The sequence below is a fragment of the Nocardioides caricicola genome (assembly GCF_039541135.1).
GTDB lineage: Bacteria > Actinomycetota > Actinomycetes > Propionibacteriales > Nocardioidaceae > Nocardioides > Nocardioides caricicola.
Window position 1 is genome coordinate 379,450 of record NZ_BAABFQ010000005.1, and the last position, 26,109, is coordinate 405,558.

Below are 26,109 nucleotides of genomic sequence, written 5' to 3' on the forward strand. Positions count from 1 at the left end.
CGGGGAAACCTGCAGCAGCCTCAGCCCAGGTCGACGATCGCCGCCACCGGGCCGCCACCGTCGGGGCCCTGGTGGGCGGCGGAGACCGACACGAAGACGGCCGGGTCGCCGGTGACCGCGGCGGTCACGCCACCGACCGCGGACTTGATCTGGCGGTGCCAGTGCACGTCGGAGTCGTCGAGCATCGCGTTGCGGCGGCCGCGGACGACGCCGTCCTGCGACACCTCGCACTTGAGGAACACGTTGACCAGCCGGCCGTCGAGGTCGGAGGGGTGCGGGCGCTCGGGGAGGTCGAGGCCGGCGGAGCGGATCGCGTCCCAGATGCCGTCGGCGTCGAGGGCGTCGTTCATCACCGAGTGGCCGATCCGGTAGCGGCCGCCGACACCCGGCGCGTTGCCGACCACGACGACCTGCGCCTGGTCGAGCTCGACGCCGGAGGAGCAGGAGGCGACCGAGGAGTACAGCGAGCGGTTGTGCATGACGTCGGCGTCGGTCGGCATCTCGATCTCGCCGAGGGCGACCGCGATCCCCAGCGCCGTGCAGCCGTTGGAGAGGTCCATCGACTCGTGGGTGTGCTCGGTCCACACGGTCTTGCCGCGCGACTTCGCGTCGCGGATCGTGTGCACGGTCAGCAGCGGCGTCTTGGTCTGCACGTAGTGCACGTCGGCCGGGTCGGTGATCCCGGCCCGCTCCATCGCGACCTTCACGGCGTCGGCGACCTTCGTGACCATCGCGGTCCGGCCGATGTCCTCGGGCATCAGCACCTCGCTCATCGCGAAGCCGACGGTGAGCCGCGGCTCGTCGGTCGGTACGACGTGCTCGGGCGGGACGGTCGCGAAGATCGTGGCGTGCGGGCTGATCACGCCGTCGGTGCCGCCCGACCACACGATCGGGACCTGCTTCACGGCCTCGGCGTCGGCGCCCTTCTCGACCAGCACCTCGCGGAACGCGCGGTCGGCGATGATCCGCGTGTAGTCGTTGACGCCGCCGTTGCCCTCGGTCTTGCCGATGATCGCGATGACGCGGTCGGCCTGCATCACGCCGTCGTCGATGAGCTTCGCGAGCTCGCTGGCGTCGGCGACGGAGTGGATCGGGACCTTGCGGACTTCGATGGCGTCGGGCATGACGTTCCTTCTGCTAGTCGGGCTCTAGGTGGGTACGACGACGGTGCCGGCGTCTCCGGCGATGGCTGCGGCGAGGTGGTCGAGGTCGGTGATGACGGCGCGGGTGCCGCCCTGCTCGACGAACCGGCAGGCGGCGTCCACCTTGGGTCCCATCGAGCCGCTGGCGAAGTGCCCCTCGGCGGCGTAGCCGCGCAGCTCCGCGACCGTCACGGCGCCGAGGGACTCGGCCTCGGGGGTCCCGTAGCGCAGCACGGCGTTCGGCACGTCGGTGCCGATCACCAGCACGTCCGCGGCGACCGTGCGCGCGAGCAGCGCGGCGCCGAGGTCCTTGTCGATCACGGCCTCCACGCCGCGCAGCCGGCCGTCGGGGTCGCGGACCACGGGGATGCCTCCACCGCCGTTGGCGATCACGACGAAGCCGGCGTCGACCAGCGCGCGCACCGCGGCCGCGTCGAGGATCTCGAGCGGCTCGGGCGAGGCGACCACGCGCCGCCAGCCCTTCTCGCCGCGGTCCTCCCAGACCTGACCGTGCTCCTGCATCACCGCGGCCTCGTCGGCGGGCAGGAAGCGGCCGATCGGCTTGGTCGGCTTCGCGAAGCCGCTGTCGGCGGCGTCGACGAGGGCGCGGGTCACCACCGCCGCCGTACGCCGGTCGACGCCGCGGCGGGCCAGCTCGACGTCGAGCGCGTCCATCAGCACGAAGCCGAGCGTCCCCTGCGTCTGTGCGCCGCACCAGTCGAGCGGCACCGGCGGGACGACGGCGGCGGCGACCTCGTTCTTGACCAGCAGGTTGCCGACCTGGGGACCGTTGCCGTGCGTGATGACCACGTCGACGTCCTGCTCGAGCATCGAGGCGACGGCGGCCATCGCGACCTCGGCGGCGCCGATCTGGTCCTCCGGGCGGGCCCGGCCTGCGTTCGTCATGGCGTTGCCACCGAGCGCGAGCAGGACCCTCATGCTCCGAACCTAGTGACCGCGCAGGCGCGCATCTTCGGCAGGAGTTGCCAAGAGAACGCCGCCGACGCCGTCATCGTCCTCCGGCCACCCGCAGCGTCGTGCCGGTGACGTACGACGCCTCGTCGCTCATCAGCCAGGCGATCGCGTCGGCCACCTCGCCGGGCTCCCCGGCCCGGCCGAGCGGGACCAGCGGCCCGACCCGGTCGATCCGGCCGGGTTCGCCGGCGTCGGCGTGGATCGAGGTGCGCACGATCCCGGGCGCGACGCCGACCACGCGGATGCCGTCGCCGGCCACCTCCTGCGCGAGCCCGACGGTGAGCGTGTCGACGCCGGCCTTGGACGCGGCGTACTGGACGTACTCGTTCGCCGAGCCCAGGGTCGCGGCGCCGGAGCTGACGTTGACGAGCACGCCGCCGCTGCCGCCGTACGACGTCCCCATGGCGCGGACCGCCGCGCGGGCGACGAGGAGCGCGGAGGTGAGGTTGAGGTCGACGGTCGCGGCGATCACGTCGGGGGGCGTCTCGGCGAGCTTCCCGATGTGCAGCGTGGCGCCGGCGTTGTTGACGACGCCCGTGACCGGGCCGGCCGCCGCGAACAGCCGGTCGACGCCCGCGGGGTCGGTCAGGTCGGTGCGCACGACCGTGCAGTGCCCGCCGGCGTCCTCGACGGCCAGCCGGGCCTCCTCGGCGGCCCGGTCGTCGCGCGCGTAGCCGAGCACCAGGTCGTGGCCGTCGCGCGCCAGCCGCAGCGCGGTCGCTGCGCCGATCCCGCGGGTGCCGCCGGTGATGAGGGTCTTCATGCCATCTCGAAGTCGTCGAAGTCGAAGCCCGGTGACACCAGGCAGCTGACGAGTGCGTCCGCCGGCGCGGGAAGCGTGCGCTGCCAGGTGCCGGCCGGCACCAGCAGCTGCGGCTCGACGAGGTCGACCGACACCGCGGTCACCTCGCCCGGTCGGTCGCCGACCCCGCCGAGCTCGAGGGTCACCGCGCCGTGGTGGGCCAGCCACACCTCGTCGGAGGAGACCCGGTGCCAGGCGGAGGACTCCCCCGCCGGGAGCAGGAAGTAGATCAGCGTCGCGGTCGGCCGCACCCGCCCGTCGGGCAGCGTCACCGACTCCGGCGACGCCCAGGTCTGCCGGTACCACCCGCCCTCGGGGTGCGGCTGCAGGTCCAGCGCCTCGGCCAGCGCCGGTCGGGTCATGAGCCCACTCCGTGCAGCCGGGCGTGCAGCGCGCGGACCTCGGCCTCGAGCTCGGGCGCCGGGCCGTCGACGGGTACGCCGGGCGCGACGTCGCGCACCGCCAGCGGCCGCACCGGCCCGGGCGCGATCCCCCACTCGGCCAGCCACCCGACCAGCTGCTCCGTGGAGGCGGCGTACACGATCCGCCCGAGGCCGACCCACGCGTGCGCCGCCGAGCACATCGCGCAGTGCTCGCCGGAGGTGTAGACGGTGCAGGCCGCGCGGTCCTCCTGGGGCAGGTTCTCGCCCGCCCAGCGGGCGATGTCGAACTCCGGGTGCCGGGTCTGGTCGCCGTCCTTGACCCGGTTGCGGTCGGCGTACAGCACCTCACCGGAGCCGGACACGAGCACCGAGCCGAACGGCTCGTCGCCGTCGTCGAGCGCCTCGCGCGCCAGCTCCACGCAGTGCCGCAGGTGGTCGAGATCGGTCTCGGAGAGCGTCACGACCCCGAGTCTGTCAGCCGAGCGCGTACGACGCCCGCCAGACGTAGCCGTCGTCGCCGCGGGCGACCAGGGAGACCGAGCGCGGCAGCCGCCCGCCGGGCAGCGCGCGGGTCAGCGTGACGACGCCGTTGAGGCACTCGTCGCGGCCCAGGCCCGACGTGATCGTGTGGTCGCGCCAGCGGACGACGACCTTCGCGCGCCACGTGGAGTCGCCCTGACAGGTGTAACCGGCGTACTCCACGTGCACCCGGCCGCGGTACGCGGTCGCCTGGAAGCGGGCGTGGTACATGCTGACCGACGCCGAGCGCCGGGCGAACGCCGCGTCGATCGAGCACGAGGGCCGGGTCTGGCCGGTCGCGGCGGTCAGCATCACGCCGGACGACGAGAAGCCGTTCGGCACGTCGAGCACCGACGTGTGCCGGGCCCGCCCGCGCGGCGTGCTGACACCGAACTGGTCCTGCTGGCCCCCGGAGCTCTGCATGCCGCCGTACAGGACGTGGGCGCTGCCGCTCCAGCGCCGGTGCGGCATCCCGGTGGCGCGCAGGGTCACCCCCAGCCGGTCGCCGTCGCGGACCTGGCGGACCTTCAGGTGCCCGGGGGTCTCGATGCAGTCGCCGCGGTAGGTGCTCGCACCGGCCGGAGCCACCGCGAGCAGGGTGATGCCGAGGGTGGCGACGACCAGTGCACCAAGCAGGGTACCGAGCAGGGTCCGCATGGGTCCGGAGCGTACGTCGTCTCGCTAGGCTCGGCACTCGAACCGTGAACATCCGCCTCGGGCCAGTCACCAGGAGAGTCGATGCAGACCGAGATCATGTACGGCCCGGCCTATGCCACCGCGAAGGTCGTCCTCAGCGCCGGCGAGGTCGTCCGGGCGGAGGCGGGCGCGATGCTCGCGATGTCCCCGGGCGTGGCGATGGAGACCACGACGCAGGGCGGTGTGCTCAAGGGGCTGCGCCGCTCGGTGCTCGGTGGCGAGTCGTTCTTCATGAACACGTTCACCGGGCAGGTGGACGGCGCCGAGCTGTGGCTCGCGCCGCCGCTCGCGGGCGACGTGGTGGCGTGGCCGATCAACGGGACGCTGTTCGTGCAGTCCGGGTCGTACCTCGCGTCCTCGCAGGGCCTCGAGGTGGACTCGAAGTGGGGCGGCTCGAAGACGTTCTTCTCGCGCGAGGGCCTGTTCATGCTGCGCGTCAGCGGCCAGGGCGACATCGTGCTGTCGAGCTACGGCGCGATCCACGCGATCGACCTGCAGCCGGGCCAGACCTACACGGTCGACACCGGCCACATGGTCGCGTGGACCGAGGGCGTGAACTACGCCGTGCGCAAGGTCGGCAACTGGAAGTCGACGTTCTTCTCGGGCGAGGGCTTCGTGGTCGACGCGACCGGCCCCGGCCGGATCTACATCCAGACCCGCAGCCAGGACTCGTTCCTCAACTGGCTGATCCCGCAGCTCCCCCAGCAGAGCAGCTAGGCGTCCGCGGTGGCGGCGGGCTCGGTCCGCCGCCACGCGGCGAGCGAGACCGCGCCCAGCGCCAGCGGCCCGCCCAGCGTGAAGACGCGCCACACGACGAGCCCGGCCACCGCGGCGGCCTCGGCCTCGAGCCCGGCGGACTGCACGATCGCGGCGAGGATCAGCGCGTCCACGATGCCGATGCCGCTGGCCGGGAAGATCGTGAACGGGTAGGCGAACAGGTACGCCACCGCGATCTCCGCCGCCCCCACCTCGCTCGAGCTCAGCCCGACGAACCGCAGGCACATCACGAGCAGGGTGAGGTCGACCGCCAGCATCCCGGCCAGGGCGAGCAGCGAGCGCGGGAAGCCGTACCGGAACCGAGCCGCGACGTCGCCGCGGAAGCGCACGCAGGCCTCGGCCCACGCGGCCGGGTCGACGGTACGGCGGACCCGGCGCGCCACCCTGCCCGCCCTGGTGCCCACCACGCGGGCCAGGCCGTCGCTGCGGACCACGAGCAGCAGCCCGGTCAGGATGCCCGCCGAGATCGCGATGCTGACGAGGTCGGCGAGGCGGTAGCCCAGCTCACCGCCGACGATCGCCAGCAGCACGAAGCCGACGGCCGGAGCACCGAAGCGGACGATGTAGAACGTCAGCGTGTTCATGATCGTGCCGGCCATGCCCTTCGCGACCGGCACGCCCCACGACGAGAACATCGCCATCCGCAGCGCGATGTCGCTCGGCGGCGGCGCGATCGTGGACATCAGGATCGCGACCTGGTCGTTCTGGGCGGCGCGCAACGGCGAGACGCCCGGGATGTAGAGCGACAACGGCAGCGCGTTGAGCACCTGCCGGACCACCAGCACGGCGAAGAGGACCGGCGCCTGCCACCAGTCCAGGTGCCCCAGGGCGGCCCGGACCTCGCCCCAGTCGACCTTCCCCACGAGCTGGACGACGATGTACGTGACGAGGGCCGCGACCGCCAGGAGGGCGAGGCGGACCCACCAGGACCGACTCAGAACTCCACCGGCTCCCGGATGATCGGGCAGGTCATGCAGTGCCCGCCGCCGCGGCCACGGCCGAGCTCGGCGCCCACGATCGTGATGACCTCGACCCCGGCCTTGCGCAGCAGTGTGTTCGTGAGCGTGTTGCGGTCGTAGGTGAACACCACGCCGGGCTCGAGCGCGACCGCGTTGTTGCCGCTGTCCCACTGCTGGCGCTCCGACTGGTAGACGTCACCCCCGGTGTCGATGACCTGGATCGACGGGAGACCGAGCTCGCGGGCGACGACGTCGACGAACCGCGCCGAGCCCTCGTCGCGCACCTCGACCCCGGGCGCCGTGTCCGACGGCATCAGCGTGAACGTGTGCACCGCGTCCATGATCGTGGGGTAGAGCGTCACGATGTCGCGGTCGACGAACGTGAAGACCGTGTCGAGGTGCATCGCCGCGCGCAGCTTGGGCATCCCGGCCACGATCACCCGGGTGGCCGCGCCCTGGTCGAACAGAGCCTTGGCCACCTGGGTGATCGCCTGGCGCGACGTCCGCTCGCTCATCCCGACGAGCACGACGCCGTTGCCGACCGGCATCACGTCGCCACCCTCGAAGCTGGCCTGTCCCCACTCCTGCTCCGCGTCGCCCCACCAGACGGTCGACCCCACGAAGTCGGGGTGGAACTGGTAGATCGCCTTGTAGAGCAGCGTCTCCTCCTTGCGAGCCGCCCAGTAGAGCGGGTTCATCGTGAGCCCGCCGTACAGCCAGCACGTGGTGTCCCGGGTGTAGAGCGTGTTCGGCAGCGGCGGCATGAGGTACTCCCGCGCGCCGGTCGACTCGCGCGCGAGGTTCACGTAGTCCGAACGGAAGTCGTCGGGCAGGTCGGTGGTCGCGAGCCCGCCAATGAGGAACTCCGCGAGCCTCCGCTCCTCCAGGCCCTCGAGGTAGCCGCGGGTGTCGTCGACCAGCCCCAGCCCGACCTGGTTGGGCACGATCTTGCGATCGAGGATCCAGTCCTTGGCGCCGGGCACCCCGAGCGTCTGCGCGAGCAGGTCGTGCAGCTCCACGACCTCGACGCCACGCTGGGTCATCTTGTTGACGAAGTCCGCGTGGTCGCGCTGGGCGTTCTCGACCCACATCACGTCGTCGAACAACAGCTCGTCGTTGTTGCTCGGGGTGAGTCGGCGATGGGCGAGGCCGGGGGCGCAGACCAGCACCTTGCGGAGCTTGCCGACCTCCGAGTGCACGCCGTACGTCGAGGAGACGCTCATGTGGAACTTCCTTTCACAGGGTGATGGTTCCGGTCCAGAGGCCGACGGCGCCGAAGACGCCGCCGGCGACGATGAGGACGCACAGGCCGATCTCGGCCGGGGTGAACAGCCGGCGCCCGTGCTCGCTGCGCGCCTTGACGTACAGCAGCGACGCCGGCGCGAGCAGCACCGTCATCAGCAGCACGAACTTCATGCCCGCGGCGTCGAACAGGAAGATCGTGTACGCCACCGCGACGCCGGCCACGATCGTCTCCTTGCGCCGCACGCCGGCGGGCACCCCCTCGTAGGCCTCGCCGGTGAGGCCGAGCTTGAGGGCGTAGGCGGCGGCCAGCAGGTACGGCAGCAGCGCCAGGCTGGTCGACAGGTCGAGCATGAAGTTCAGCGCGTCCGTGACGAACAGCGTGAGCGCCAGCATCCCCTGGACCGCGAGCGAGGTGACCACCAACGCGGTGATCGGGGTGCCCGCCGCGTTCTCCCGGCCCAGGAACTCCGGGAAGTCGTCCTGCCGGGCGGGGATGAACATGACCTCGGCCGCCATCAGCGTCCACGCGAGGTAGGCGCCGAGCACCGACACGATCACGGCGATGCTGATGAACCACTCGCCCCAGTCCCCCACGACCGACTCGAAGACGCCGACCATCGACGGCTGCCGGGTGGCCGCCAGCTCGGGCTGCGGCACGACGGAGTAGCTCGACAGGGTCACGAGCGCGAAGATCGAGAGCACGCTCAGGAAGCCCATCACCGTGGCCTTGCCGACGTCCTCGCGCTTCTGGGCGTACCGCGAGTAGACGCTCGCGCCCTCGATGCCGATGAAGACGAACGTCGTGATCAGCATGGTGTTGCGGACCTGCTCGTTGAGATCGCCCAGGTCGCCGTACCCGTACGCCGTCCAGTTGTCGGAGAAGACTCCGGCGTCGAAGTTCACGAACAGCACGACGATGAACACCAGGATCGGGATGATCTTGAAGACCGTGACGATCCGGTTGATCACCGCCGCGTCGCGGACCCCTCGCGCGATGAGGTAGTGGAACGTCCAGACGCCGACGGTGGCCAGCGCGATGGCGAGGACGGTGTCGCCGTCCCCGAAGCCGTCGAAGAACGCGCCGAGGGTGGCGCCGATGAACACCCAGTAGAAGGTGTTGCCGGCGATCGAGCTGGCCCAGAAGCCGATCGCGGAGTTGAAGCCGGCGTAGTCGCCGAACCCGGCCTTCGCGTAGATGAAGACGCCGGAGTCGAGGTCGGGCTTGCGGATCGCGAGGTTCTGGAACACGAACGCCAGCATCAGCATGCCGGCGCCGGCGACCGCCCACGCGATCAGCGACCCCAGGATGCCGGTCGCGACGCCGAAGCGGGCTGGGAGCGAGAACACGCCCGCGCCGACCATGCCGCCGACCACCATGGCGGTGAGCGTCGGGACGCTCATCTTCGCGACGGCGCCACCGGCGGGAGCTGCGTCGGTCTCAGTGCTCATCGGGTCTCCTCGACGTCGGTCGGGTCCGTCTTCTCGATCTTGAAGCCGGTGAAGCCGTAGAGCACGCTCAGCGCTGGACTGGCGTAGCAGAAGACGGCGTACGGCAGGTAGAGCAACGTGGACACGCCCAGCGTGGCACCCATGAAGGCTCCGCACGAGTTCCACGGGACCAGGGGTGACGTGACGGTGCCGCTGTCGGCGGCCAGCCGCGACAGGTTGGTCGGCGCCAGCCCGCGCCGCGCGAACTCGGCCTTGAAGATGCGGCTGGGCAGCACCAGCGCGATGTACTGGTCGCCGGCGACGACGTTGAGGCCGAAGGCGCAGGCGAAGACCGTGAGGAACAGCCGGCCGGTCGTGGTGGCCGCCGCGATCATCGGGTCCACCAGCCGGCTGATCAGGCCGAACTCCTCGAGCATCGCGCCGAACGTGACCGCCCCGAGGATCAGCCAGATCGTGAGCAGCATGCTGTCCATGCCACCGCGCGACAGCAGCCGGTCGACGTCGGCGATCCCGGTGTCGATCGAGAAGCCGTTCGCCATCGCGGTCCACACCGCCTTGACCGACTCGGCGACCACGTTGCCGGACCCGGCGACGAAGTCGGCGTACACGTCGGGCTGGAGGAAGGCGCCGAGCACGCCGGCGAACAGCGTCGACGCGATCAGCGCCAACGACGCCGGGACCTTCTTGATCGACAGCACCGCCAGCAGCACCAGCGGGAGCAGCGCGAGCGGCGTGATCCAGAAGACCTGGTCGAGGTCGTCCAGCTCCGAGGAGACCACGGCATCGGAGACCGTCACGGACCCGGTGAGGCTCAGCACGACGAAGACGACCATCGCGACGCCGAACGCCGGGACCGAGGTCCAGACCTGCCGCTTGATGTGCTCGTGCACGTCGACACCGACGATCTGCGCGGTGAGGACCGTGGTCTCCGACAGCGGCGACGTCTTGTCACCGAGGTAGGCGCCCGAGATGACCGCGCCGGCGGTGATCGCCGGCGAGACCCCGATCAGCGTGGCGATCCCGACGAGGCCGACCCCGATGGTGGCCGCGGTCGTCCACGAGCTGCCGATGCTCAGCGCGACGATCCCGCAGATCACCGCGGTGGCGGCGTAGAACCACTCCGGCGAGAGCACCTGGATGCCGTAGTAGACGAGGGTCGGGATGGTGCCGCTCAGGTTCCAGACGCCGATCAGCGCGCCGACCGCGAACAGGATGAAGACCGCGCTGGTCACCGACGCGACCGCACCGCGACCCGCCTCCTGGACCGCGGTGAACGGGTGCCCGTTCCGCATCGCGATCAGCGCCGCCACCCCGCAGCACAGCAGCAGCGCGACCTGGATCGGGCCGTCGAGCGCGTCGAGTCCGTACAGCGCGAGCGACCCCGCGATCAGGACAGCCAGCACCGCCAGCGGCACGAGGGCGTCGGCCAGCGACGGGTCCCGCACCCCGGTGACGTGGTCGGCCATGGTCCATGACTAGCGGCTCACCCCGGTGCTCGCCTCCCCCGAAGCGGGCTAGTCCAGCCCGTTGAGCTCGTCGACCACGTCCAGCAGGTCGCCCCGGTCGTAGTAGTCGACCGCCACGAAGTTCGGCAGCTGGCCCCGCTCCTCCTCGCACTCCCGCAGGCGCGGCAGCAGCACCGCGCGGGCGTTGACGATCGCGGAGTTCTGCGGGACGTTGCGCCAGTCGTCGATCCAGTGGTTGACGAGGAACAGCGACGCGTCGGGGTCGCCGCGGTTCTCGGCGCAGGTGAAGTCCGCCGGGCTCCGGAACCGGTACGGCGTGTCCTGCACGACGTCGAAGCCCGGGATCAGCCACGGCAGCAGCTCGCCGCCGCCGTGGTTCTCCATCAGCACCACGAGCCGGGTCCCGTCGTCGACCATCTCCCCCAGCGTCGGCCAGGTGCCGTCCTCCTCGGGCGTGTACACGTAGGGCTGCAACCCCGCCTGCTCGATGACCCGCGCGGTGTCGGCCGGCGTGACCTCGTCCTGCACGAACAGCGTGACGACCTCGCGCGGGTGGGCGTCCAGCCAGTCCTTGGTGGCACGCAGGCTGCGCGCCCACGACGTCGACCCGAGCTCGCACATCGCGTGGCAGAGGTAGGGCCGCACCTCGCCGGTCGGCGCGAGCCCGGCCGCCCGCCGAGCCCGCAGCGCGGCGTCGACCGCGCGCCGCCCGAAGTCCTGCCGGGCCTGCTCGATCGCCTCGGCCCGGCTCTTGTCCGCGGTGGCCACGATGCCGCGGCGGTCGGTCGGCTGGCCGTACCAGGTGTCGATCAGCAGCACCCGGATCCCGTGGTCGAGCTGGGCGATGATGCCGTCGGGCTGCTCGGGGAAGAACCAGCCGGGCTCGGCCGCGGCCGACATCGAGTTGTGCGTGGCTGGGTAGGCGACCTCGTCGTACGCCCGGTCGCACAGCTCCTCGTGCCCGTTGCAGGCCACGTCCGCCTTCCTCGCCGCGTCGTCGGAGCAGCCGGCGAGCGCCAGGCAAAGACCCAGGGCCAGGGCCAGGGTCAGGACGAGGACGCGACGCACCTGCACAGCCTCGCGTCAGCCGAGCAGCGCGCGCAACGGCAGCGTGCCCACCGGCAGGCCGTGTCGGTCGTAGTAGGCGAACATCGCGCTCAGCCACGGGTGCGTCCCCGGGTCGGGGACCCTGCGGGCCACGATGCCGGCCTCCGCGGCGAGCTCCGCCACCGTCGCCTGCCGGCTCGCGAGCTCGTACGTCGCGCCGTCGTGGCCGTCGTCCAGCAGCACCCTGGCCGCGGCCGCGCCGAGGTCGGCGAGGTCGAGGAACCCGAACCGGGCGTCCACGTCGTACGGCACGTCCAGCGTCGGCCCGCTCAGGTCGAGGTTCTGCAGGTACGCGCCGGGCTGGAGGATCGTCCAGGCCAGGGCGGACCGCCGGACCCGGTCCTCGGACACCGCCTTCCCGAGGTGGTGCGGCATCGCGGGCACGTACGGCGACGCGACCGAGTGGTAGACGAGCCGCCGGACGCCGGCCGCGGCGCAGGCCCGCACCACCTCGTCGACGTACGCCGGCTCGTCGGGGTGCAGGTTCGGGGCGACGAGGTACACCGCGTCGCAGTCCTCGAGCGCGGTGGCGAGGTCGGGCCAGTCGGCGCGGCCGACGGCGCGGGCGTCGGGCACGGCCGCGCGCACGGCTCGACCGGTCTTGCCGTTCCCGCCGACAACAACGATCCGCGTCATGGGGCGAATCTAGACGGGCGGCAGCCGGGAACCTCGCCGGCCGCGGTGGTGTACACAGGTTCGACCGACAGAAGGACTCGACCCTGGACACCGGCCTGGACGACGCCGACGTACTGGCCCGGGTGCGCGACGGCGACCGTGACGCGTACGCGGAGCTGGTGCGTCGGCATGCCCCGGTGGCGATCCGCACCGCGGCACTCCTCGGTGCCGGAGGAGATGCGGAGGACGTGGTGCAGGAGGCGTTCGTGAAGGCGTACGGCGCCCTGGGGAGCTTCCGGCCGGGCGCGCCGTTCCGCCCGTGGCTGCTGAGGATCGTCGCCAACGAGACCCGCAACCTGCACCGCGGCGCGGGCCGCCGGACCGCCCGGGAGCGGCGGTCCTGGGCGGAGGCCGAGCCGCTGCTCCTCGCCCGGCCCGACGACCCCGCCGAGGCGACGCTGTCGCGGGAGCGTCAGGACGCCCTGGTCCGCGGGCTCGCGGTCCTGTCACCCGCGCACCGGCAGGTGGTCACCTGCCGCTACCTGCTCGACCTCGACGAGGCGGAGACCGCGGCGGTGCTGGGCTGGCCGCGCGGCACCGTGAAGTCCCGGCTGAGCCGCGCTCTCGCGAGGCTCCGCGAGGAGGTGGCCGTCGATGGCTGACGACGCGCTGGTGCGCGACCTGGTCGCGCTGGGACGCGTGGCCGACGTACCCCCGCCGTCGGACGAGCTGGCCGCGGCCGTGCTGCGGCGGGTGACCGCTCCCCCGCGACCGTCGTGGTGGACCCGGCAGCGCCGGGTCGTCGCGCTCGTGGTGACGGCGATCCTGCTGGCGCTGCTGGCCGCGCCGCCGGTGCGCGCGGCGGTCGCGGACTGGTTCGGCTTCGGTGGCGTGCGGGTCGAGATCGGCGGCTCCGACCAGGGGTCGGCACCGCCGCCCACCGGCGTCACGGGCGACGCGCCCGTCGCGGTCGACTTCCCGGTCCACACGTTGACGGCGCTGGGCGAGCCCGACGGCGTCGAGGTCTCGCCCGACCGCCGGATCGTGTCGATGAGCTGGACGACCGAGGACGGCGTCGTGCGGCTCGACCAGCTCGACGGGCGGCTCGACTTCTCGATGGCCAAGCGCGCTCCCGACGTCACGTTCGTGACGGTGTCCGGGGGCGGTGCCCTGTGGTTCGACGACCCCCACGAGGTCTGGGTCCTGGGCGACCCCGAGGCGCACGCGCCCCGGCTCGCCGGCCACACGCTGATCTGGCCTGCCGGCGCCACGACGCTGCGGCTCGAGGGCGAGGTCGACCTGCGGACGGCGATCGAGATCGCGGAGTCGGCGGAACCTCTCGGCTGACGGCGGTGTACCGCCAGCATGACCATCGTCCGTGCACGTATCGCCGCAGCCGTCTGTGCTGCTGTCTCCGCCGTCGCGCTCGCGGTGCCCGCATCGGCGGGCGGGCCGACCAGCGTCACGCTGACCGCGCCCGGTGACAGCCGGCCCGCGTCGCTGTCCTACACCGAGTCCGACTACGACCTGCTCGGCGAGCTCGTGGGCATCAACGAGACCATCCCCGAGGACGCGGGCGGGACGCACGCGAGCGGCTCCGCCATCACCGCCACCTGGCTCATCCACGACGTCGACCCGTGGCGCATCGACCGGATCTACCTCGACGCCGAGGGCGGCCCGTGGATCGCGACCCAGGTGATGGACCACGAGACCGGCGAGATCTCCGGCAGCCCGGTCGTCTGGCACCAGCCGCAGCGAGGCATGGAGCTCGCGTTCCTGCTCGAGCGGCTGCTGCCCGCGGCCAGCGTCCCGGAGCCGGCGCCGGTCGAGACGCCGGTCGAGACGCCGGAGCCTGCCGCCGCACCCGCCGAGCCCGCGGACCGGGTGTCCGGTGCGTGGTGGGGACTCGGCGGCCTGGTCGCCGGCGCCCTGCTGGCGCTGGGCTGGACGCGGTTCCGCCCGGCCCGCCCGGCCCGCGCGGCCGAGCCCGAGCTCGATCCCGACGCGGACTGGCTGGTACCTCAGACCAGGTCGACCTCGGCGTAGGCCGCTCCGTCGGCGAGCCGGGCGTAGCCCGGGCCGCGGTCGAAGAACGCCTCGCTCGGCTCCGGGCGGCCCTGGCGCTCGGCCCGGGTCGCGGCCTCGTCGTACGACAGCGAGTCGTCGTCGAGGTCGCCGGTCAGGACGACGCCGTAGTCGGCGAGCGCGGCCTCCGGCGAGACCTTGCGCCACACGACGTCGCGGACGACGAGGGCGGGGTCGCGGTCGAGCGGGTTGCCCCAGCCGCCGCCGCCGGTGGTGCGGATGCGGACGACCTCGCCGGCCTTGATCGGCTCGGCGTCGGCGAGGGCGTCGACCTCGCGCTCGTTCGGGCCGCCCGGGTCGATGGTGACCTCGAACGGCTTGCCGGCGTGGCCGCCCTTCACGCCCCAGCAGGCCAGGATCGACCGGTCCGCGATGGACATGAAGTGGCCGTCCTTGAGCATCCGGATGTGCTTCTCGTAGCCGAGGCCGCCGCGGAACTGGCCGGCTCCCCCGCTGTCCATCGCCAGCGACAGCGACTCGACGCGGAACGGGAAGCGCGCCTCGGTGAACTCGGTCGGCAGGTTCCGGGAGTCGGGGACGACGTGGATGGTGTCCTCGCCGTCCGCGTAGTAGCGACCGCCCGAACCGCCGCCGAGGACCTCGCGCATGAGGTACGGCCGGCCCTCGAGGTCCTCGCCGTACACGCCGGTGTAGCGGATGGTCTCCTGGTCGGCCGGCATCCGGCCGTCGACGGCCTTCGCGACCACGCCGGCGAGCACGCCGAGCAGCCGCAGGATCACGAACGTGCGCGCGTTGGTCGGCGCCGGGAACACCGGTGTCAGCAGGGTCCCGGGCTCGGGGAACCGCATCTCGATGAGCGGCACGATGCCCTCGTTGACGTCGAGCTCGGCCATCCGCTCGGGGCTGTCGGCGAGGTTGCGCAGGATCGGCGCGAGCCACTTCTTGAGGAAGACGCCGTCGCTGTAGTCGCCGCAGTGGTTGATCGGGCCCTTGGCCTGCGGGCTGGTGCCGTCGAAGTCGAGGACCAGCCGCTCGCCGTCGGGGTCGTCGGACGGCGTGCGGGTCAGCGTGATCCGCTGCGTGTGCAGCATCGGCTCGTCGACGCCGTCGTGCTCGGCGTAGTCCTCCCACACCCACGAGCCGACCGGGATCTGGCTGAGGATCTCGCGGCGGTAGGTCTCGGTGGTCCGGCTGATGATCGCGTCGAAGCAGGACTCGACGGTGTCGGTGCCGTACCGGTCGAACAGCTCGCCGAGCCGGCGGGCACCCATCAGGCAGGCGGAGCACTCGGCGTCGAGGTCGGCGGCCAGGGACTCCGGCATCCGGGAGTTGCGGGTCATGATCGAGAGCGCGGCCCTGTTCGGAACGCCGGCGTCCCACAGTCGGATCGGGGGGACCATCAGGCCCTCCTCGAACACGCTGGTCGCGTTGGAGGGCATGGAGCCGGGCACGGCTCCGCCGATGTCGTCGTGGTGGCCGAAGGCCTGGACGAACGCGACCACCTTGCCGCCGCTGAACACGGGGACGGTGACGCACAGGTCGGGCAGGTGCCCGATGCCGCCCTCGGAGCGGTAGACGTCGTTGTGGAAGAAGACGTCGCCCTCGCGCATCTCCTCGATCGGGAAGTCGCGGGCGACGGGGTGCACGAGCGCGGAGTACGACCGGCCGGTGAGCTTGCGCAGCAGCCGGTCGTGGATGCCCGCGCGGAAGTCGTGGGCGTCGCGGATCATCGGGCTGCGGCTGGTCCGCCCGATCGCGGTCTCGACCTCCATCTCGACGCTGGCCAGCGAGCCCTGGACGATCTCGACGAGCACCGGGTCGGCGCTCGCGCCGGCGTCCGCGGTCAGGTGGCCGAACGGGAACTGGGTCGGTGCACGGCGGCTCATGCCTGGCTCCTCGTCACGATCAGGTTCAGGTACTCGTCGACGCGTACGTCGAAGCCGGGGTGGATCGGCACCGTGGAGCCGAACTCCTCGACGATCACCGGGCCGGTCAGCGTCGACCCGGGTGGCAGGTCGCTGCGTTGGTACAGCGGTGTCTCGACGTAGCCGTCGGCGGCCTCGAAGCAGACGGGCCGCACGGTGGTTGAGGTGCGAGCGGAGCGAGCCTCGAAACCACCATCGTGGCGCTTGATCTCCGGGCGCTGGATCGGACCGATGCCGGAGACGCGGAGGTTCACCCACTCGACCTGCTGGCTGTCGTCGCCGGAGAAGTCGTAGCCGTAGAGCGCCTTGTGCTCGGCGTGGAACGCGTCGGCGACCGCGGCCGGGTCGAGGGCACCGGCGCCGACGGGCACCCGCACTTCGAAGGCCTGGCCGAAGTAGCGCAGGTCCGCCGTACGCACGAACTGGTGCTCGCTCGGGTCGAAGCCCTCCTTGGCCAGCGCCTCGGCGGCCTGCGCGGTGAGCTCGTCGTAGATGCCGGCGACCGCGGCCGGGTCGAGCTTGTCGGCCAGCGTCACGTGGGTGCGGACGTAGTCGTTCTTCACGTCGACGGTGAGCAGCCCGAACGCCGAGACGTTGCCGGGGTTCGGCGGGACCAGCACGGTCGGGATGCCGAGCACGTCCATCAGCCGGCACAGCAGCAGCGAGCCCGAGCCACCGAACGTGGTGAGCGTGAAGTCGCGGACGTCGAGGCCGCGCTTGACCGTGACCTGGCGCAGCGCGTTGGCCTGGTTCCACGCGGAGATCTCGAGGATGCCGGTGGCGCACGCCTCCGGAGACAGGCCGAGCTTCCCGGCGAGCGCCTCGATGCCGGTCGTCGCGGCGTCGACGTCGAGCGGGATCTCGCCGCCGAGCAGGTGCGGAGGGATCCGGCCGAGGTAGACGTGGGCGTCGGTGATGGTGACCTCGGTGCCGCCCTTGCCGTAGCAGATCGGGCCCGGGTCGGCGCCGGCCGACTGCGGGCCGACCTTGAGGGTGCCCTCGGGGCTGAGCCACGCGATCGAGCCGCCGCCCGCGCCGACGGTGACCACGTCGATCATCGGGATCTTGCTGGGGAACGCGCCCACCGACCCCTCGGTCGTCAGCGTGGGCTCGCCGTCGATCACGACCGACACGTCGGTCGACGTACCACCACCGTCGCTGGTGAGGATCTTGTCGAACCCGGCGACCTTGCCGATCAGCGCGGCGCCGAGCGCGCCGGCGGCGGGTCCGGACAGCACGGTGGTGATCGGCTGGTGCACGACCTCGTCGGCCGACAGCACCCCGCCGTTGGACTTCATCACGTAGAAGGGGATGGTGCGGTCGTCGTACGCCGTGAGCCGCGCCTTGATGTTGTTGACGTACGCCGACAGGCGCGGCTTGACGGCCGCGTCGACGAGGGTGGTCATGGCGCGCTCGTACTCGCGGTACTCGCGCAGCACCTCGCTGGAGAGCGACACGATCGCGTCCGGGTGCTCCTCGGTGAGGATCGCCCGCATCCGCTCCTCGTGGACGGGGTTGGCGTAGGCGTGCAGGAAGCAGACGCCGAGGGTCGTGATGCCCTGCGCCTTGAACCAGCGGGCAACGGCGCGGGCGCCGTCCTCGTCGAACGGGCGGACCTCGTCGCCGTCGACGTCGAGGCGGCCCTCGACGCCCTTCACGAGGTCGCGCGGGACGATCCGGTCGGGCTTCACCCAGAAGTAGCTGTTGCCGTAGCCGTCGGGCACGGACTGGCGGGCGATCTCGAGCATGGCCTCGTAGCCGGTGTTCGTGATGAACCCGAGCCGGTCGACCTTGCCCTCGAGCAGCTGGTTGGTCGCGACGGTCGTGCCGTGGCTGACCGCGTCGATGTCGGCGCCGGTCGCGCCGAGCAGGCCGAGGACCTTGTCGATGCCGGCGAGGAACCCGTCGGCGGGGTTGCTCGGCGTCGACGGGGTCTTGGTGGTGACCAGCTCGCCGCTGTCCTCGTCGAAGGCGACGACGTCGGTGAACGTCCCGCCGGTGTCGATGCCGATCCGGATGCGTCGCTGCCCTGACATGCCCCCGATTCAACCGTCCCCGGGGTCACCGAGCCACGGCAGAGGTTGCCGACGGGCGCTCGATGCTCCGGCAATCTCTGCCAGGAGGGTCGCTCCGGGAGACGTGCACGACGCCCACGGTCGCGAGAACGGAGTACAGGCCCTCGCCAGGAGGCGCCGTCACTGCAACAGCCCGGACTCACCCAGCTCGAAGCGCCCGGTCTCGACGAGAGTGGCCTCCGGAGTCAGCGGGTGGAACTTCGCCGCGCGGATGTCGCGGTACGCACGCTCGACGACCGAGCCGCGGAAGAAGCCCGGACCGCCGACGACGTCCATCGCGAGGTCACAGACCTCGAGGCCGGCGCGGGCGACCTCCGCCTTGGCGATCATCACCGCGACGTAGGTGTCGTGGGACGGCACCGGGTCGTCGCCGACCGCCGCGAGGGCGCCGTCCAGCGACCAGGACGCCACCTGCAGCGCGTGCTTCATCCGCCCGAGCTGGCGCTGCACGAGCACGTTGCCGGACTTGCGGGCGGCCGCGGCGCGCGCCTCGGCGTACGCCGCCTCCGCCACGCCGAGGTAGACGCCGCTGATGATCGGGAAGGCGATGCTCGAGATCACCTGCAGCGGACCGTCGACGACGCCGAAGGGCCGGTTCGCGAGGACCCGCTCGTCGGGCACGAAGACGTCCTCGATCTCGATGTCGTTGCTCGCCGTGCCGCGCATGCCGAGCGTGTTCCAGCTGTCGGTGACCGTCACGCCCTCCGAGGCGACCGGGACGGCCATGTTGAGCACCCGTCGGCCCTGCTCGGGGTCGGCGACGGCGAACATCGTCGACAGGACGGTGCCGTGGCGCGACTGGCTCGCGAACCGCTTCGTGCCGCTCACGCGATAGCCGCCGTCGACCTTGACGGCCTCGCCGTGCGGGTGGGTGTAGTCGCCGCCGCCGGTGGAGACGAGCAGGATGCCCTCCTCGGCCACGCGGCGCAGGGTCGCCTCCGCGCCCGGCAGCCCGCGGCGGTACCGCCAGGCGGTGAACGCGACGACGTGCTGGTGCATCGAGCTCGCCAGGGCCGTCGAGCCGCAGTGGTGGGCGAGCTCGCGCTGCAGGGCGGTGAGCTCGGCGATCGTCGCGCCATTCCCGCCGAGCTCGACGGGCACGGCCGCGGTGAGCAGGCCGGCGTCACGGAGGGCGTCGTACGCCTCGGTGACGAAGGTGCCCTCGGCGTCGTGCCGCGCGGCGTGCTCGGCGAGCTGGGGTCCGATGGCCGCGGCCCGGGCGGTCAGGTTCACGGTGGTGGGCTGTGTCAGTGTGGTCATGGATCCAGGCTGGGCCGAGGCGCCCTCGCCCACTAGTGCAGGTTTGCGACCTGGGTGGTACAGATTCGCGACTACCGCTGCCGGTCGCTGTGGGCCACCATGGAACATGCCCGACTACGGTGACTTCTGCCCGGTCCAGATGGCGGCCGAGGTCGTCGCCGACCGCTGGACGCCGATGATCGTGCGCGAGCTGGTGCTCGGCAACACCCGGTTCAACGACATCGCCCGTGGCCTGCCCGGCATCTCGCGGTCGCTGCTGGTGCAGCGCCTGCGGCACCTGGAGAAGAACGGTGTGGTGGAGACCTGGCCCTCGCCGACCGGTCGGGGCAACGAGTACCACCTCACCCCGGCGGGCCGGGACCTCGAGCGGGTGATCGACAGCTTCGGCCGCTGGGCGATCGAGTGGCTCTTCGACGACATGCGCCCCCAGGACGTGCCGCCGACGACGCTGATGTGGTGGATGCACCGCCGCGTCGACCCGACCCGCTTCCCGCCACAGCGCACGGTGATCGAGTGGCGGCACACCGAGCCGGCCGCGCAGACCATCTGGCTGGTCCTCGACCGCCAGGAGGTGTCGGTGTGCATGGTGCACCCGGGCTTCGACGTCGACGTCGTCGCGACCGCCACCACCGCCACGTTCGCCGAGGTCTTCCAGGGCTACTCCACCTGGCAGGAGGCCGTCGCCGACGGCCGCATCGAGGTCGCGGGGCTGCCCCGGCTGCTCTCCGCGCTGCCCCGCTGGTTCCTGTGGAGCCCGTGGGCCGAGGTCACCCGGGAGCGGGCCGACCGCGCCCAGGCCGAGCAGCCTGCGCACTGAGGCCAGCGGCCCGACGTCCGGCGCGCGGGGGTCAGTTCTCGGTGATGCCGAGCAGCTGCTCGACGCTGCGCAGGTCGTCAGGGTCCTGCTGCGGCCGGTCGTCCTTGCCGGTGACGGTGCTGTCCAGGGTCACCGGCTCCGGCAGCCGGGTGTAGTCGCGTCCGGTGGTCATGACGCCATGGTGCCACTCAGGCGTCGGGCGCGCGGTCGTTGTAGACCCCGGCTTCCTCCTGGCCGGTGATCGCCTGGATCGCCCGCATGATCTCGTCGGTGAGCTCGCGGCGGGCCTTGCCGAGCGCCATCCCCTCGAACCTGCCGGCCACCTCGATGGGCTCGCCGAAGGTGACGGTGACGGGAACGACCTTGGGGAACCGGGCGCCGACGGGCTGGAGCTTCTCGGTGCCGGACAGCCCGACGGGGACGACCGGGCAGCCGGCCGTCAGAGCCAGGTGCGCGACGCCGGTGCGGCCGCGGTAGAGCCGACCGTCGCGCGAGCGGGTGCCCTCGGGGTAGATGCCGAACGCCTCACCCCGGCCCAGGACGCCGAGGGCGGTGTCGAGGCTGTCCAGGGCGGCCTTGCTGTCGTCGCGGTCGACCGGCAGCATCCCGAGCCCCTCGAACCAGGCGCGAGACAGCGCGCCCTTCACGCCGGTGCCGGTGAAGTAGTCGGACTTGGCGAGGAACGCGACCTTGCGGGGTGCCACGATCGGGATCACCAGGCTGTCGGCGAAGCTCAGGTGGTTGCTGGCCAGGATCACCGGGCCGGTGCGCGGGAGGTTCTCCATGCCGGTGACCGTCGGGCGCCAGATCGCCTTCGACAGCGGCGCGACCACCGCGTGCACGACCGTGTACATCTCCACGGGACCAGTGTCGCGGTTACCGGCGGGTCCGCCGCATCGGGCTCGGAAATGGGCGAAGGGCCCTCGGAAGTATGAGTTCCAAGGGCCCTTCAGGTGACCGGTACTGGTGACGCTCCCGATCGACATCTCGTCCACTCCGGCCCCGGCGGCCTCGTCACCCTGCCGCCGCGGTGCGTCCCCAGCAAGCTGGTTCTGCACCGTCTGGACCCTCGTCTCCGAGCTGTCCCGATCTCCCTTGCGGGATCTCGTGGGAGAAGTTCTATGCCCTCGGGAACAGGCCGCGCAAGGGGTTCGGGAAACATTCTTCGAGTTCCACCGAAATTCGCCCGGTGCTCCACAGATCGAGGTCGCCTATCCACAACGAGCGACGACTTTTCCCCATGGTTGAGCGGGATTGGGTCGTCGTCGGCCTGTCCCGCGGCACACCCGGAAATGAGTGAAGGGCCCTTGCGAGTATGAGTCGCAAGGGCCCTTCGGGTGACCGGTACCGGTGACGCTTCCGGTCGACGCGCTCTTCCCCGTGGGTCCCAGCGGCCTCGTCACCCAGCCGCTGCGCCTCGCTCCAGCAAGCTGGCGCGGTGCGTGTGGATCCTCGTCTCCGAGTCGTCCCGCCTCCCGGTTGCCCGGACTGCGTGGGGGAAGTTCTATGCCCTCGGCGAACCGGCCCGCAAGGGCTTCTCGGAACATTCTTCTGGTTCCACCGGAATTCGCCCGTTGCGCACAGGTTCGACCCCAGTACTCCACAACCCGCCCCGCTGTTTCCCACAGGTTCTCCACAACCTGTGGCCGGCCGCGACGGTTGGGGATCGCGCACGCACTGTCTCGGTGCGCGGGTCAGGGCAGGTCAGTGCCCACGCGAAACACCGGCCAGCCGATCTCGGTGCGCCACGCGGCGCTGTCATCGGTGTCACGCGGACCGACGAGGTAGCGCTCGCGCACGGGCCCCGCCACGGTCAGGGCGTTGGCGACGACCCAGGAGCCGAGCTGGCCGTAGGTCACGTCGGCGCCGTCGTGCTCGCCGTGGTGGGTGGTGACGGCGAGCTCGACGGCGGGCAGCCGGACCGGGCGGACACGTCCGCGTCGGGGAGGCTCGGCGGAGGGCCGGTAGAGCAGGAGGCGCCCGTGTCCGTGCTCGAAGAGCCCGTTGTCGTAGAGGCCGCCGGGCGGTCCCGCGTCGGTCGGCGGGCCGAGGGCTGCGTCCAGCTCGGCCATCGCCCCGGCGAACCAGGTGCCGACGTCGTCGGCGTCCACCTCGTCCTCGACGGCGGCGACGGTCACCTCGGGCTCCGCGCGCAGCTCGACCTGCAGGGGCGGGGGGTCCGGCGCCAGCAACCGTCGCAACGAGCTGACCGCCACGCGGGTGCGCGCCAGCTCGGCCTCCAGGCGCACGAGGTGCTCGGCGACCAGCGCCGCTCGCTGGTCGGGGTCGGAGGCACCGAGAATGCGTCGTACGTCCGCGAGGGGGACGTCGAGCTCGCGCAGCCGGTGGATCACCTGCGCCGTGGGGATCTGGTCGGCCGAGTAGTAGCGGTAGCCGCTGGACGCATCCACCAGCTCCGGCTCGAGCAGACCTCCCTCGTGGTAGCGCCGCAGCGTGCGGATGCTGAGGTGCGTCAAGCGCGAGAACTCACCGATCGCCAACATGGGTGAAGTCTGGACTCTCCCCCTGGGGGAGATACCAGTCCTTGACTCTCGCGCCGCCCGAGTGCCCAGGCTCGAGCACATGGACAACGACACCCTCACCGCCCAGCTGCCCACCCCGATCCGCGCCTACCTGGACGCCCAGGGGGCTCGCGACGCCGACGCCGCCCTGGCCGTGCTGAGCCCTGGAGCCGTCATCTCCGACGTCGGGGAGTCCTTCAGTGGCGAGGACGGCCTCCGGCGTTTCGTCACCGAGGCGGGGGCGGAGTTCACCGTCATCACCGAGATCACCGGCGTACGTCGCGACGGCGAGACCTGGGTGGTCGGCCACCACCTCGAGGGCGACTTCCCAGGTGGGACCGCGGACCTGGACTACCGGTTCGTGCTCGACGGCGAGCGCATCGAGCGCATCGACATCGTCGTCGCGCACTGACTGCCTGACCGCAGGGAGAGGGGTACGGCGTGCGTGGTGGAGCGCGCCGTCCCCGGTCCGGTCGAGGACGGCCACGCCGGTCTCGTGCGGACGGCCGCGCAGGCCGGCGAGCCCCACATCGACCCGGAGACCCGCGGTCCGGAATGGCACGGCTCGCGCTGCTTCCCGGCTTTCGGCACCAGCTTTCGTCCACATCGAGGGTTGAGACAGCGATGTGCACAGGCTGATCGTGGGGGTGGGCTGGTTGTCGGTGGGGCGGCGTTGCCTGGGGTCATGAGCGCGATCACCACTCCCAGGCACCGAGTGTCGGTGGCGGTCGCGCACGTCCACGCCGACCTCGACACCGTCACCGACTCCTCGGTGTGGTCCATGGATGCCGCCGCGACCGCCGCCACCCTCGTGGCACTGACCCGTGCGGAGGCGAGGCTGGCCGAGCTCAAGGCCCGCGTTGCCGCGCACGCCGACGACCTCCATATCGGTCAGGAGGTCGGCGCATCCAGCGCGGCGAGCTGGCTGGCGCACACCACCCACACCACGCGGGCAGCAGCCGCCGGCACGGTGAAGCTCGGCCACGCTCTCGAGGCCCATCCCATGACGCGAGACGCCCTCGCGCGCGGGGACGTGCTGCTGGAGCAGGCGCGGGTGATCGTGCACGCGGTCGACCTGCTGCCTGCCGACGCCGACACCGATCGCTCGGAGGCACATCTGCTGGCTGAGGCAGCCCACCACGACGCGAAAGCCCTACGCGTGCTGGGCAAGCGGCTGTTCGAGATCGTCGCCCCCGACGAGGCCGACGCCCGCGAGGCAGCGATCCTCGAAGCCGAGGAGAAGGCAGCAGCCAAGGCCTGCCACCTGAGCATGTACGACGACGGGCACGGCAAGACCCACGGCCGGTTCACCATCCCCACCGTCGCCGGCGCCCACCTGCGCAAGATCCTCCTCGCCGCGATCACCAACAAGAAGGACCCCGAACCCCGCCCGACTCCCGAACGGCTCGGCCAGGCGCTGTGCGACTTCATCGCCGCCTACCCCGACAACAAGCTCCCGAGGACCGGCGGACTCACCGCTACCCTCCTCGTCCTCATCGACGAGGACTCCCTGATGGGACGCGTCGAGAAGGCCGGCGTCCTCGACACCGGCGAGAAGATCAGCCCCGGCGCCGCCCGCCGCCTGCTCTGCGAGGCCGAGGTCATCCCCGTCGTCCTCGGCGGCGACTCCGAGATTCTCGATGTCGGCCGCGGCCGGCGGTTCCACACCCGCGCCATGCGACTCGGCATGATCGCCCGCGACCGAGGCTGCCGCGCCGACGGCTGCGACCGCACCCACAGCCTCCACGCCCACCACAAGACCCGCTGGACCGACGGCGGTGCGACGAACGTCAAGGACGGCGTGACTCTCTGCCACTGGCACCACCAACGAGCCCACGACAGCAGCTACGAGACGACCTACCAGCCCAACGGCACCGTCATCTTCCATCGACGCCAATAGGTCTTTCAACGGTGACCACAACGGTCGACCACGACGAACCCGCAAGCCGACCAGCCACCGCAACCACCTTCCGGTGACCCCAGACCGCCGTAACCCGGTATTCGAAAACCAAACAACCGGTACCATCCACCACCCCGGAGGCCGCCAAGCCTCCGCCACTCCGCCCGGGCCGCCAGGCGCCCCGGCGCGCCCCACGACCCCTGCAGGACGCCCGGATCTGCCGATGAGCGGGCGTGCCGTGGTGCAATGAGTTCGTGGCCGACGACCGTGAAGCACCGCCGATATACTTCGGCGACCACCCCCACGGTTCGTACTGGTCAGCCGAGGTGGGCGGTGGCTCAGATGACGAGCCCGAGTCCTGTGAAGTCAGCGGAACCGTCATCACCTTCATGCCTGAGGACACCGTCACCGTGCCTCTCTGGAGCGACGAGGGACTACTTCCCGAAGAACCTGAGTGGCTGAATCGCGCTCTCGGCCTCAGCCGTGGACTGGTTGAGGACATCGCTGCTTGGGGCAGGGACTGGAACGCCGATCGCATGGGCGAAACACTCATCGCAGCGCAGCGTGAAGAACGTCGGATCCGGCTCGACGCTGAGGCGCGGCTGCTGGTCGCGCGACTCCAGCGTGAAGTTCCTGAGCGGTTCACCGTCGTGTACAGGCCCTGAGTCAAAGCATCCGCATCTGCCGCGTTGGGTGCGCCGCTTACCGATGCACGGCGCCTTGGAGCGTAGCGATGCAGCGGCGCCAGCTGACGTCCTTCGACCTCTGGATGATCTGGTCGACCGCGCCCGAGCGCGGCGCATCAGGGGACGGTGACGGTGACGCGGATAGCCGTCTCCTCTGTGCCGCGCCGGAAGAGCCGTTCCCACCCGTATCGGTAGGTGAAGTCGAAGCTCGGCACATCCAGCACGCCGGCCTGGGTGGCCACGGTGGTCATCATGACGTAGTCGGAATCCGAGAGTCGCGCGTCGGTCGTTGGGCTGACATCAAGACAGACGTCGTGGAGATCGCCTTCGTACGTGCCCATCACGCCTTGCGCCGGATCCATCGTGCACACGGAAAAGCTGATCGTTGCTCCGGACGTGTTCTCGGCGACGTTCGCCGCGATGTCCTCGATGGTCACCTCATCCACGCCTGCGGGGGCACCCGGGAAGGTGATGGAGACATTGACCGGCGTTCCGACGGTGCTCTGCGTGCCGACTGCGTTGCCGGGAGGCCCGAACAGGGCCGGATGGGCCCACCACCAGGCGAGCCAGCAGAGTCCGCAAAGAAGGATGAACACCACAGCCGGCGCCGCGGATCGGCGAGCCGGGCCCGTACAGGACAGCGCGCCCGCCTCGACACCGCGCTGACGGGCGCCTGCTTTCGCCCCGCCTCCGGAGCCGCCGTGTCCCGAGTGTCGTTCACGGACGCAGTCTGGCATCACGGG

The 26,109-nt window shown here is 71.5% G+C and carries 27 protein-coding genes; 8 read left to right on the plus strand and 19 right to left on the minus strand.

Going from position 1 to position 26,109, the window contains the following annotated elements; translation table 11 throughout:
• Window positions 1-20 precede the first annotated feature (20 nt).
• The 6 genes from bar to ABD875_RS10230 form a co-directional block, all read right to left on the minus strand.
• A complete protein-coding gene (gene bar / locus ABD875_RS10205; RefSeq protein ID WP_345174565.1) occupies window positions 21-1,124 on the minus strand; it encodes a barbiturase in 1,104 nt (367 codons plus the stop codon).
• Between the two features lie 24 nt (window positions 1,125-1,148).
• Window positions 1,149-2,081: a carbamate kinase gene (locus tag ABD875_RS10210; protein WP_345174573.1), complete on the minus strand. Its 933-nt coding sequence runs from the start codon at window positions 2,079-2,081 to the stop codon at window positions 1,149-1,151.
• Between the two features lie 70 nt (window positions 2,082-2,151).
• Complete coding sequence (locus ABD875_RS10215) at window positions 2,152-2,880, minus strand: SDR family oxidoreductase (RefSeq protein WP_345174580.1); 729 nt, start codon at window positions 2,878-2,880, stop codon at window positions 2,152-2,154.
• Window positions 2,877-3,281: a cupin domain-containing protein gene (locus ABD875_RS10220; protein WP_345174588.1), complete on the minus strand. Its 405-nt coding sequence runs from the start codon at window positions 3,279-3,281 to the stop codon at window positions 2,877-2,879. The genes ABD875_RS10215 and ABD875_RS10220 overlap by 4 nt, the downstream gene beginning before the upstream one ends.
• The gene (locus ABD875_RS10225) at window positions 3,278-3,763 is read right to left on the minus strand and encodes a nucleoside deaminase (RefSeq protein WP_345174598.1); all 486 of its coding nucleotides are present in this window, start codon (window positions 3,761-3,763) and stop codon (window positions 3,278-3,280) included. Before ABD875_RS10225 ends, ABD875_RS10220 begins: the two co-directional genes overlap by 4 nt.
• Window positions 3,764-3,776: 13 nt before the next feature.
• On the minus strand, window positions 3,777-4,478 hold the full coding sequence (locus ABD875_RS10230; RefSeq protein ID WP_345174605.1) for a hypothetical protein: 702 nt from the start codon (window positions 4,476-4,478) through the stop codon (window positions 3,777-3,779).
• A gap of 81 nt (window positions 4,479-4,559) precedes the next feature.
• Between ABD875_RS10230 and ABD875_RS10235 the strand changes: the two genes are divergently transcribed.
• Window positions 4,560-5,234, plus strand: coding sequence for a TIGR00266 family protein (locus tag ABD875_RS10235; RefSeq protein WP_345174613.1), 675 nt, complete (start codon window positions 4,560-4,562; stop codon window positions 5,232-5,234).
• Here ABD875_RS10235 and ABD875_RS10240 read toward each other — a convergent pair.
• From ABD875_RS10240 to ABD875_RS10265, 6 genes are all read right to left on the minus strand, one after another.
• The gene (locus tag ABD875_RS10240) at window positions 5,231-6,157 is read right to left on the minus strand and encodes a hypothetical protein (protein WP_345174619.1); all 927 of its coding nucleotides are present in this window, start codon (window positions 6,155-6,157) and stop codon (window positions 5,231-5,233) included. The two genes, ABD875_RS10235 and ABD875_RS10240, sit on opposite strands and share 4 nt — an antisense overlap.
• 71 nt (window positions 6,158-6,228) lie before the next feature.
• Window positions 6,229-7,476, minus strand: a complete 1,248-nt coding sequence (locus tag ABD875_RS10245) for an arginine deiminase (RefSeq protein ID WP_345174625.1) — start codon at window positions 7,474-7,476, stop codon at window positions 6,229-6,231.
• Window positions 7,477-7,489: 13 nt separating this feature from the next.
• A complete protein-coding gene (locus ABD875_RS10250) occupies window positions 7,490-8,947 on the minus strand; it encodes a basic amino acid/polyamine antiporter (protein WP_345174630.1) in 1,458 nt (485 codons plus the stop codon).
• Window positions 8,944-10,413 carry a Na+/H+ antiporter NhaC gene (gene nhaC, locus ABD875_RS10255; RefSeq protein WP_345174636.1) on the minus strand — a complete coding sequence of 490 codons (1,470 nt, stop codon included), beginning with the start codon at window positions 10,411-10,413 and terminating at the stop codon, window positions 8,944-8,946. The genes ABD875_RS10250 and nhaC overlap by 4 nt, the downstream gene beginning before the upstream one ends.
• A gap of 48 nt (window positions 10,414-10,461) precedes the next feature.
• Window positions 10,462-11,481, minus strand: coding sequence for a phosphoinositide-specific phospholipase C-related protein (locus ABD875_RS10260; RefSeq protein WP_345174642.1), 1,020 nt, complete (start codon window positions 11,479-11,481; stop codon window positions 10,462-10,464).
• Between the two features lie 15 nt (window positions 11,482-11,496).
• Window positions 11,497-12,156 (minus strand): SDR family oxidoreductase, encoded by a 660-nt coding sequence (locus ABD875_RS10265; RefSeq protein ID WP_345174650.1) that lies wholly within the window; start codon window positions 12,154-12,156, stop codon window positions 11,497-11,499.
• 158 nt (window positions 12,157-12,314) lie between these two features.
• Between ABD875_RS10265 and ABD875_RS10270 the strand changes: the two genes are divergently transcribed.
• From ABD875_RS10270 to ABD875_RS10280, 3 genes are read left to right on the plus strand one after another with little or no spacing between them, the layout of a single operon-like run.
• On the plus strand, window positions 12,315-12,797 hold the full coding sequence (locus ABD875_RS10270) for an RNA polymerase sigma factor (RefSeq protein WP_379188138.1): 483 nt from the start codon (window positions 12,315-12,317) through the stop codon (window positions 12,795-12,797).
• On the plus strand, window positions 12,790-13,482 hold the full coding sequence (locus ABD875_RS10275; RefSeq protein ID WP_345174664.1) for a hypothetical protein: 693 nt from the start codon (window positions 12,790-12,792) through the stop codon (window positions 13,480-13,482). Before ABD875_RS10270 ends, ABD875_RS10275 begins: the two co-directional genes overlap by 8 nt.
• Window positions 13,483-13,500: 18 nt before the next feature.
• Window positions 13,501-14,181 (plus strand): hypothetical protein, encoded by a 681-nt coding sequence (locus tag ABD875_RS10280; protein WP_345174670.1) that lies wholly within the window; start codon window positions 13,501-13,503, stop codon window positions 14,179-14,181.
• Here ABD875_RS10280 and ABD875_RS10285 read toward each other — a convergent pair.
• The 3 genes from ABD875_RS10285 to ABD875_RS10295 all read right to left on the minus strand — a co-directional run bounded on the left by ABD875_RS10285 (window position 14,157) and on the right by ABD875_RS10295 (window position 19,441).
• Entirely contained in the window at window positions 14,157-16,067 is a 1,911-nt protein-coding gene (locus ABD875_RS10285) for a hydantoinase B/oxoprolinase family protein (RefSeq protein ID WP_345174676.1), read from the minus strand. The two genes, ABD875_RS10280 and ABD875_RS10285, sit on opposite strands and share 25 nt — an antisense overlap.
• Complete coding sequence (locus ABD875_RS10290; RefSeq protein ID WP_345174681.1) at window positions 16,064-18,142, minus strand: hydantoinase/oxoprolinase family protein; 2,079 nt, start codon at window positions 18,140-18,142, stop codon at window positions 16,064-16,066. The genes ABD875_RS10285 and ABD875_RS10290 overlap by 4 nt, the downstream gene beginning before the upstream one ends.
• A 159-nt stretch (window positions 18,143-18,301) precedes the next feature.
• On the minus strand, window positions 18,302-19,441 hold the full coding sequence (locus ABD875_RS10295; protein ID WP_345174712.1) for an acyl-CoA dehydrogenase family protein: 1,140 nt from the start codon (window positions 19,439-19,441) through the stop codon (window positions 18,302-18,304).
• Window positions 19,442-19,547: 106 nt separating this feature from the next.
• On the opposite strand from ABD875_RS10295, the gene ABD875_RS10300 reads away from it, so the two are divergent.
• Entirely contained in the window at window positions 19,548-20,258 is a 711-nt protein-coding gene (locus ABD875_RS10300; RefSeq protein WP_345174722.1) for a winged helix-turn-helix transcriptional regulator, read from the plus strand.
• 31 nt (window positions 20,259-20,289) lie between these two features.
• Here the strand turns inward: ABD875_RS10300 and ABD875_RS10305 are convergent, their stop codons facing one another.
• The 3 genes from ABD875_RS10305 to ABD875_RS10315 all read right to left on the minus strand — a co-directional run bounded on the left by ABD875_RS10305 (window position 20,290) and on the right by ABD875_RS10315 (window position 22,762).
• Window positions 20,290-20,430, minus strand: a complete 141-nt coding sequence (locus tag ABD875_RS10305) for a hypothetical protein (RefSeq protein WP_345174731.1) — start codon at window positions 20,428-20,430, stop codon at window positions 20,290-20,292.
• A gap of 16 nt (window positions 20,431-20,446) precedes the next feature.
• The gene (locus ABD875_RS10310) at window positions 20,447-21,112 is read right to left on the minus strand and encodes a lysophospholipid acyltransferase family protein (protein ID WP_345176299.1); all 666 of its coding nucleotides are present in this window, start codon (window positions 21,110-21,112) and stop codon (window positions 20,447-20,449) included.
• An 840-nt stretch (window positions 21,113-21,952) separates the two neighbouring features.
• Window positions 21,953-22,762 carry a MerR family transcriptional regulator gene (locus ABD875_RS10315; RefSeq protein WP_345174741.1) on the minus strand — a complete coding sequence of 270 codons (810 nt, stop codon included), beginning with the start codon at window positions 22,760-22,762 and terminating at the stop codon, window positions 21,953-21,955.
• Window positions 22,763-22,841: 79 nt separating this feature from the next.
• Here ABD875_RS10315 and ABD875_RS10320 point away from each other — a divergent pair, with 79 nt between their 5' ends.
• From ABD875_RS10320 to ABD875_RS10330, 3 genes are all read left to right on the plus strand, one after another.
• Window positions 22,842-23,192: a nuclear transport factor 2 family protein gene (locus ABD875_RS10320; protein ID WP_345174749.1), complete on the plus strand. Its 351-nt coding sequence runs from the start codon at window positions 22,842-22,844 to the stop codon at window positions 23,190-23,192.
• Between the two features lie 273 nt (window positions 23,193-23,465).
• Complete coding sequence (locus tag ABD875_RS10325) at window positions 23,466-24,680, plus strand: HNH endonuclease signature motif containing protein (RefSeq protein WP_345174755.1); 1,215 nt, start codon at window positions 23,466-23,468, stop codon at window positions 24,678-24,680.
• A gap of 254 nt (window positions 24,681-24,934) precedes the next feature.
• Window positions 24,935-25,345: a hypothetical protein gene (locus ABD875_RS10330; protein WP_345174763.1), complete on the plus strand. Its 411-nt coding sequence runs from the start codon at window positions 24,935-24,937 to the stop codon at window positions 25,343-25,345.
• A 137-nt stretch (window positions 25,346-25,482) separates the two neighbouring features.
• On the opposite strand, the gene ABD875_RS10335 is transcribed toward ABD875_RS10330, so the two are convergent.
• On the minus strand, window positions 25,483-25,965 hold the full coding sequence (locus ABD875_RS10335; protein WP_345174774.1) for a hypothetical protein: 483 nt from the start codon (window positions 25,963-25,965) through the stop codon (window positions 25,483-25,485).
• Window positions 25,966-26,109: the final 144 nt, after the last annotated feature.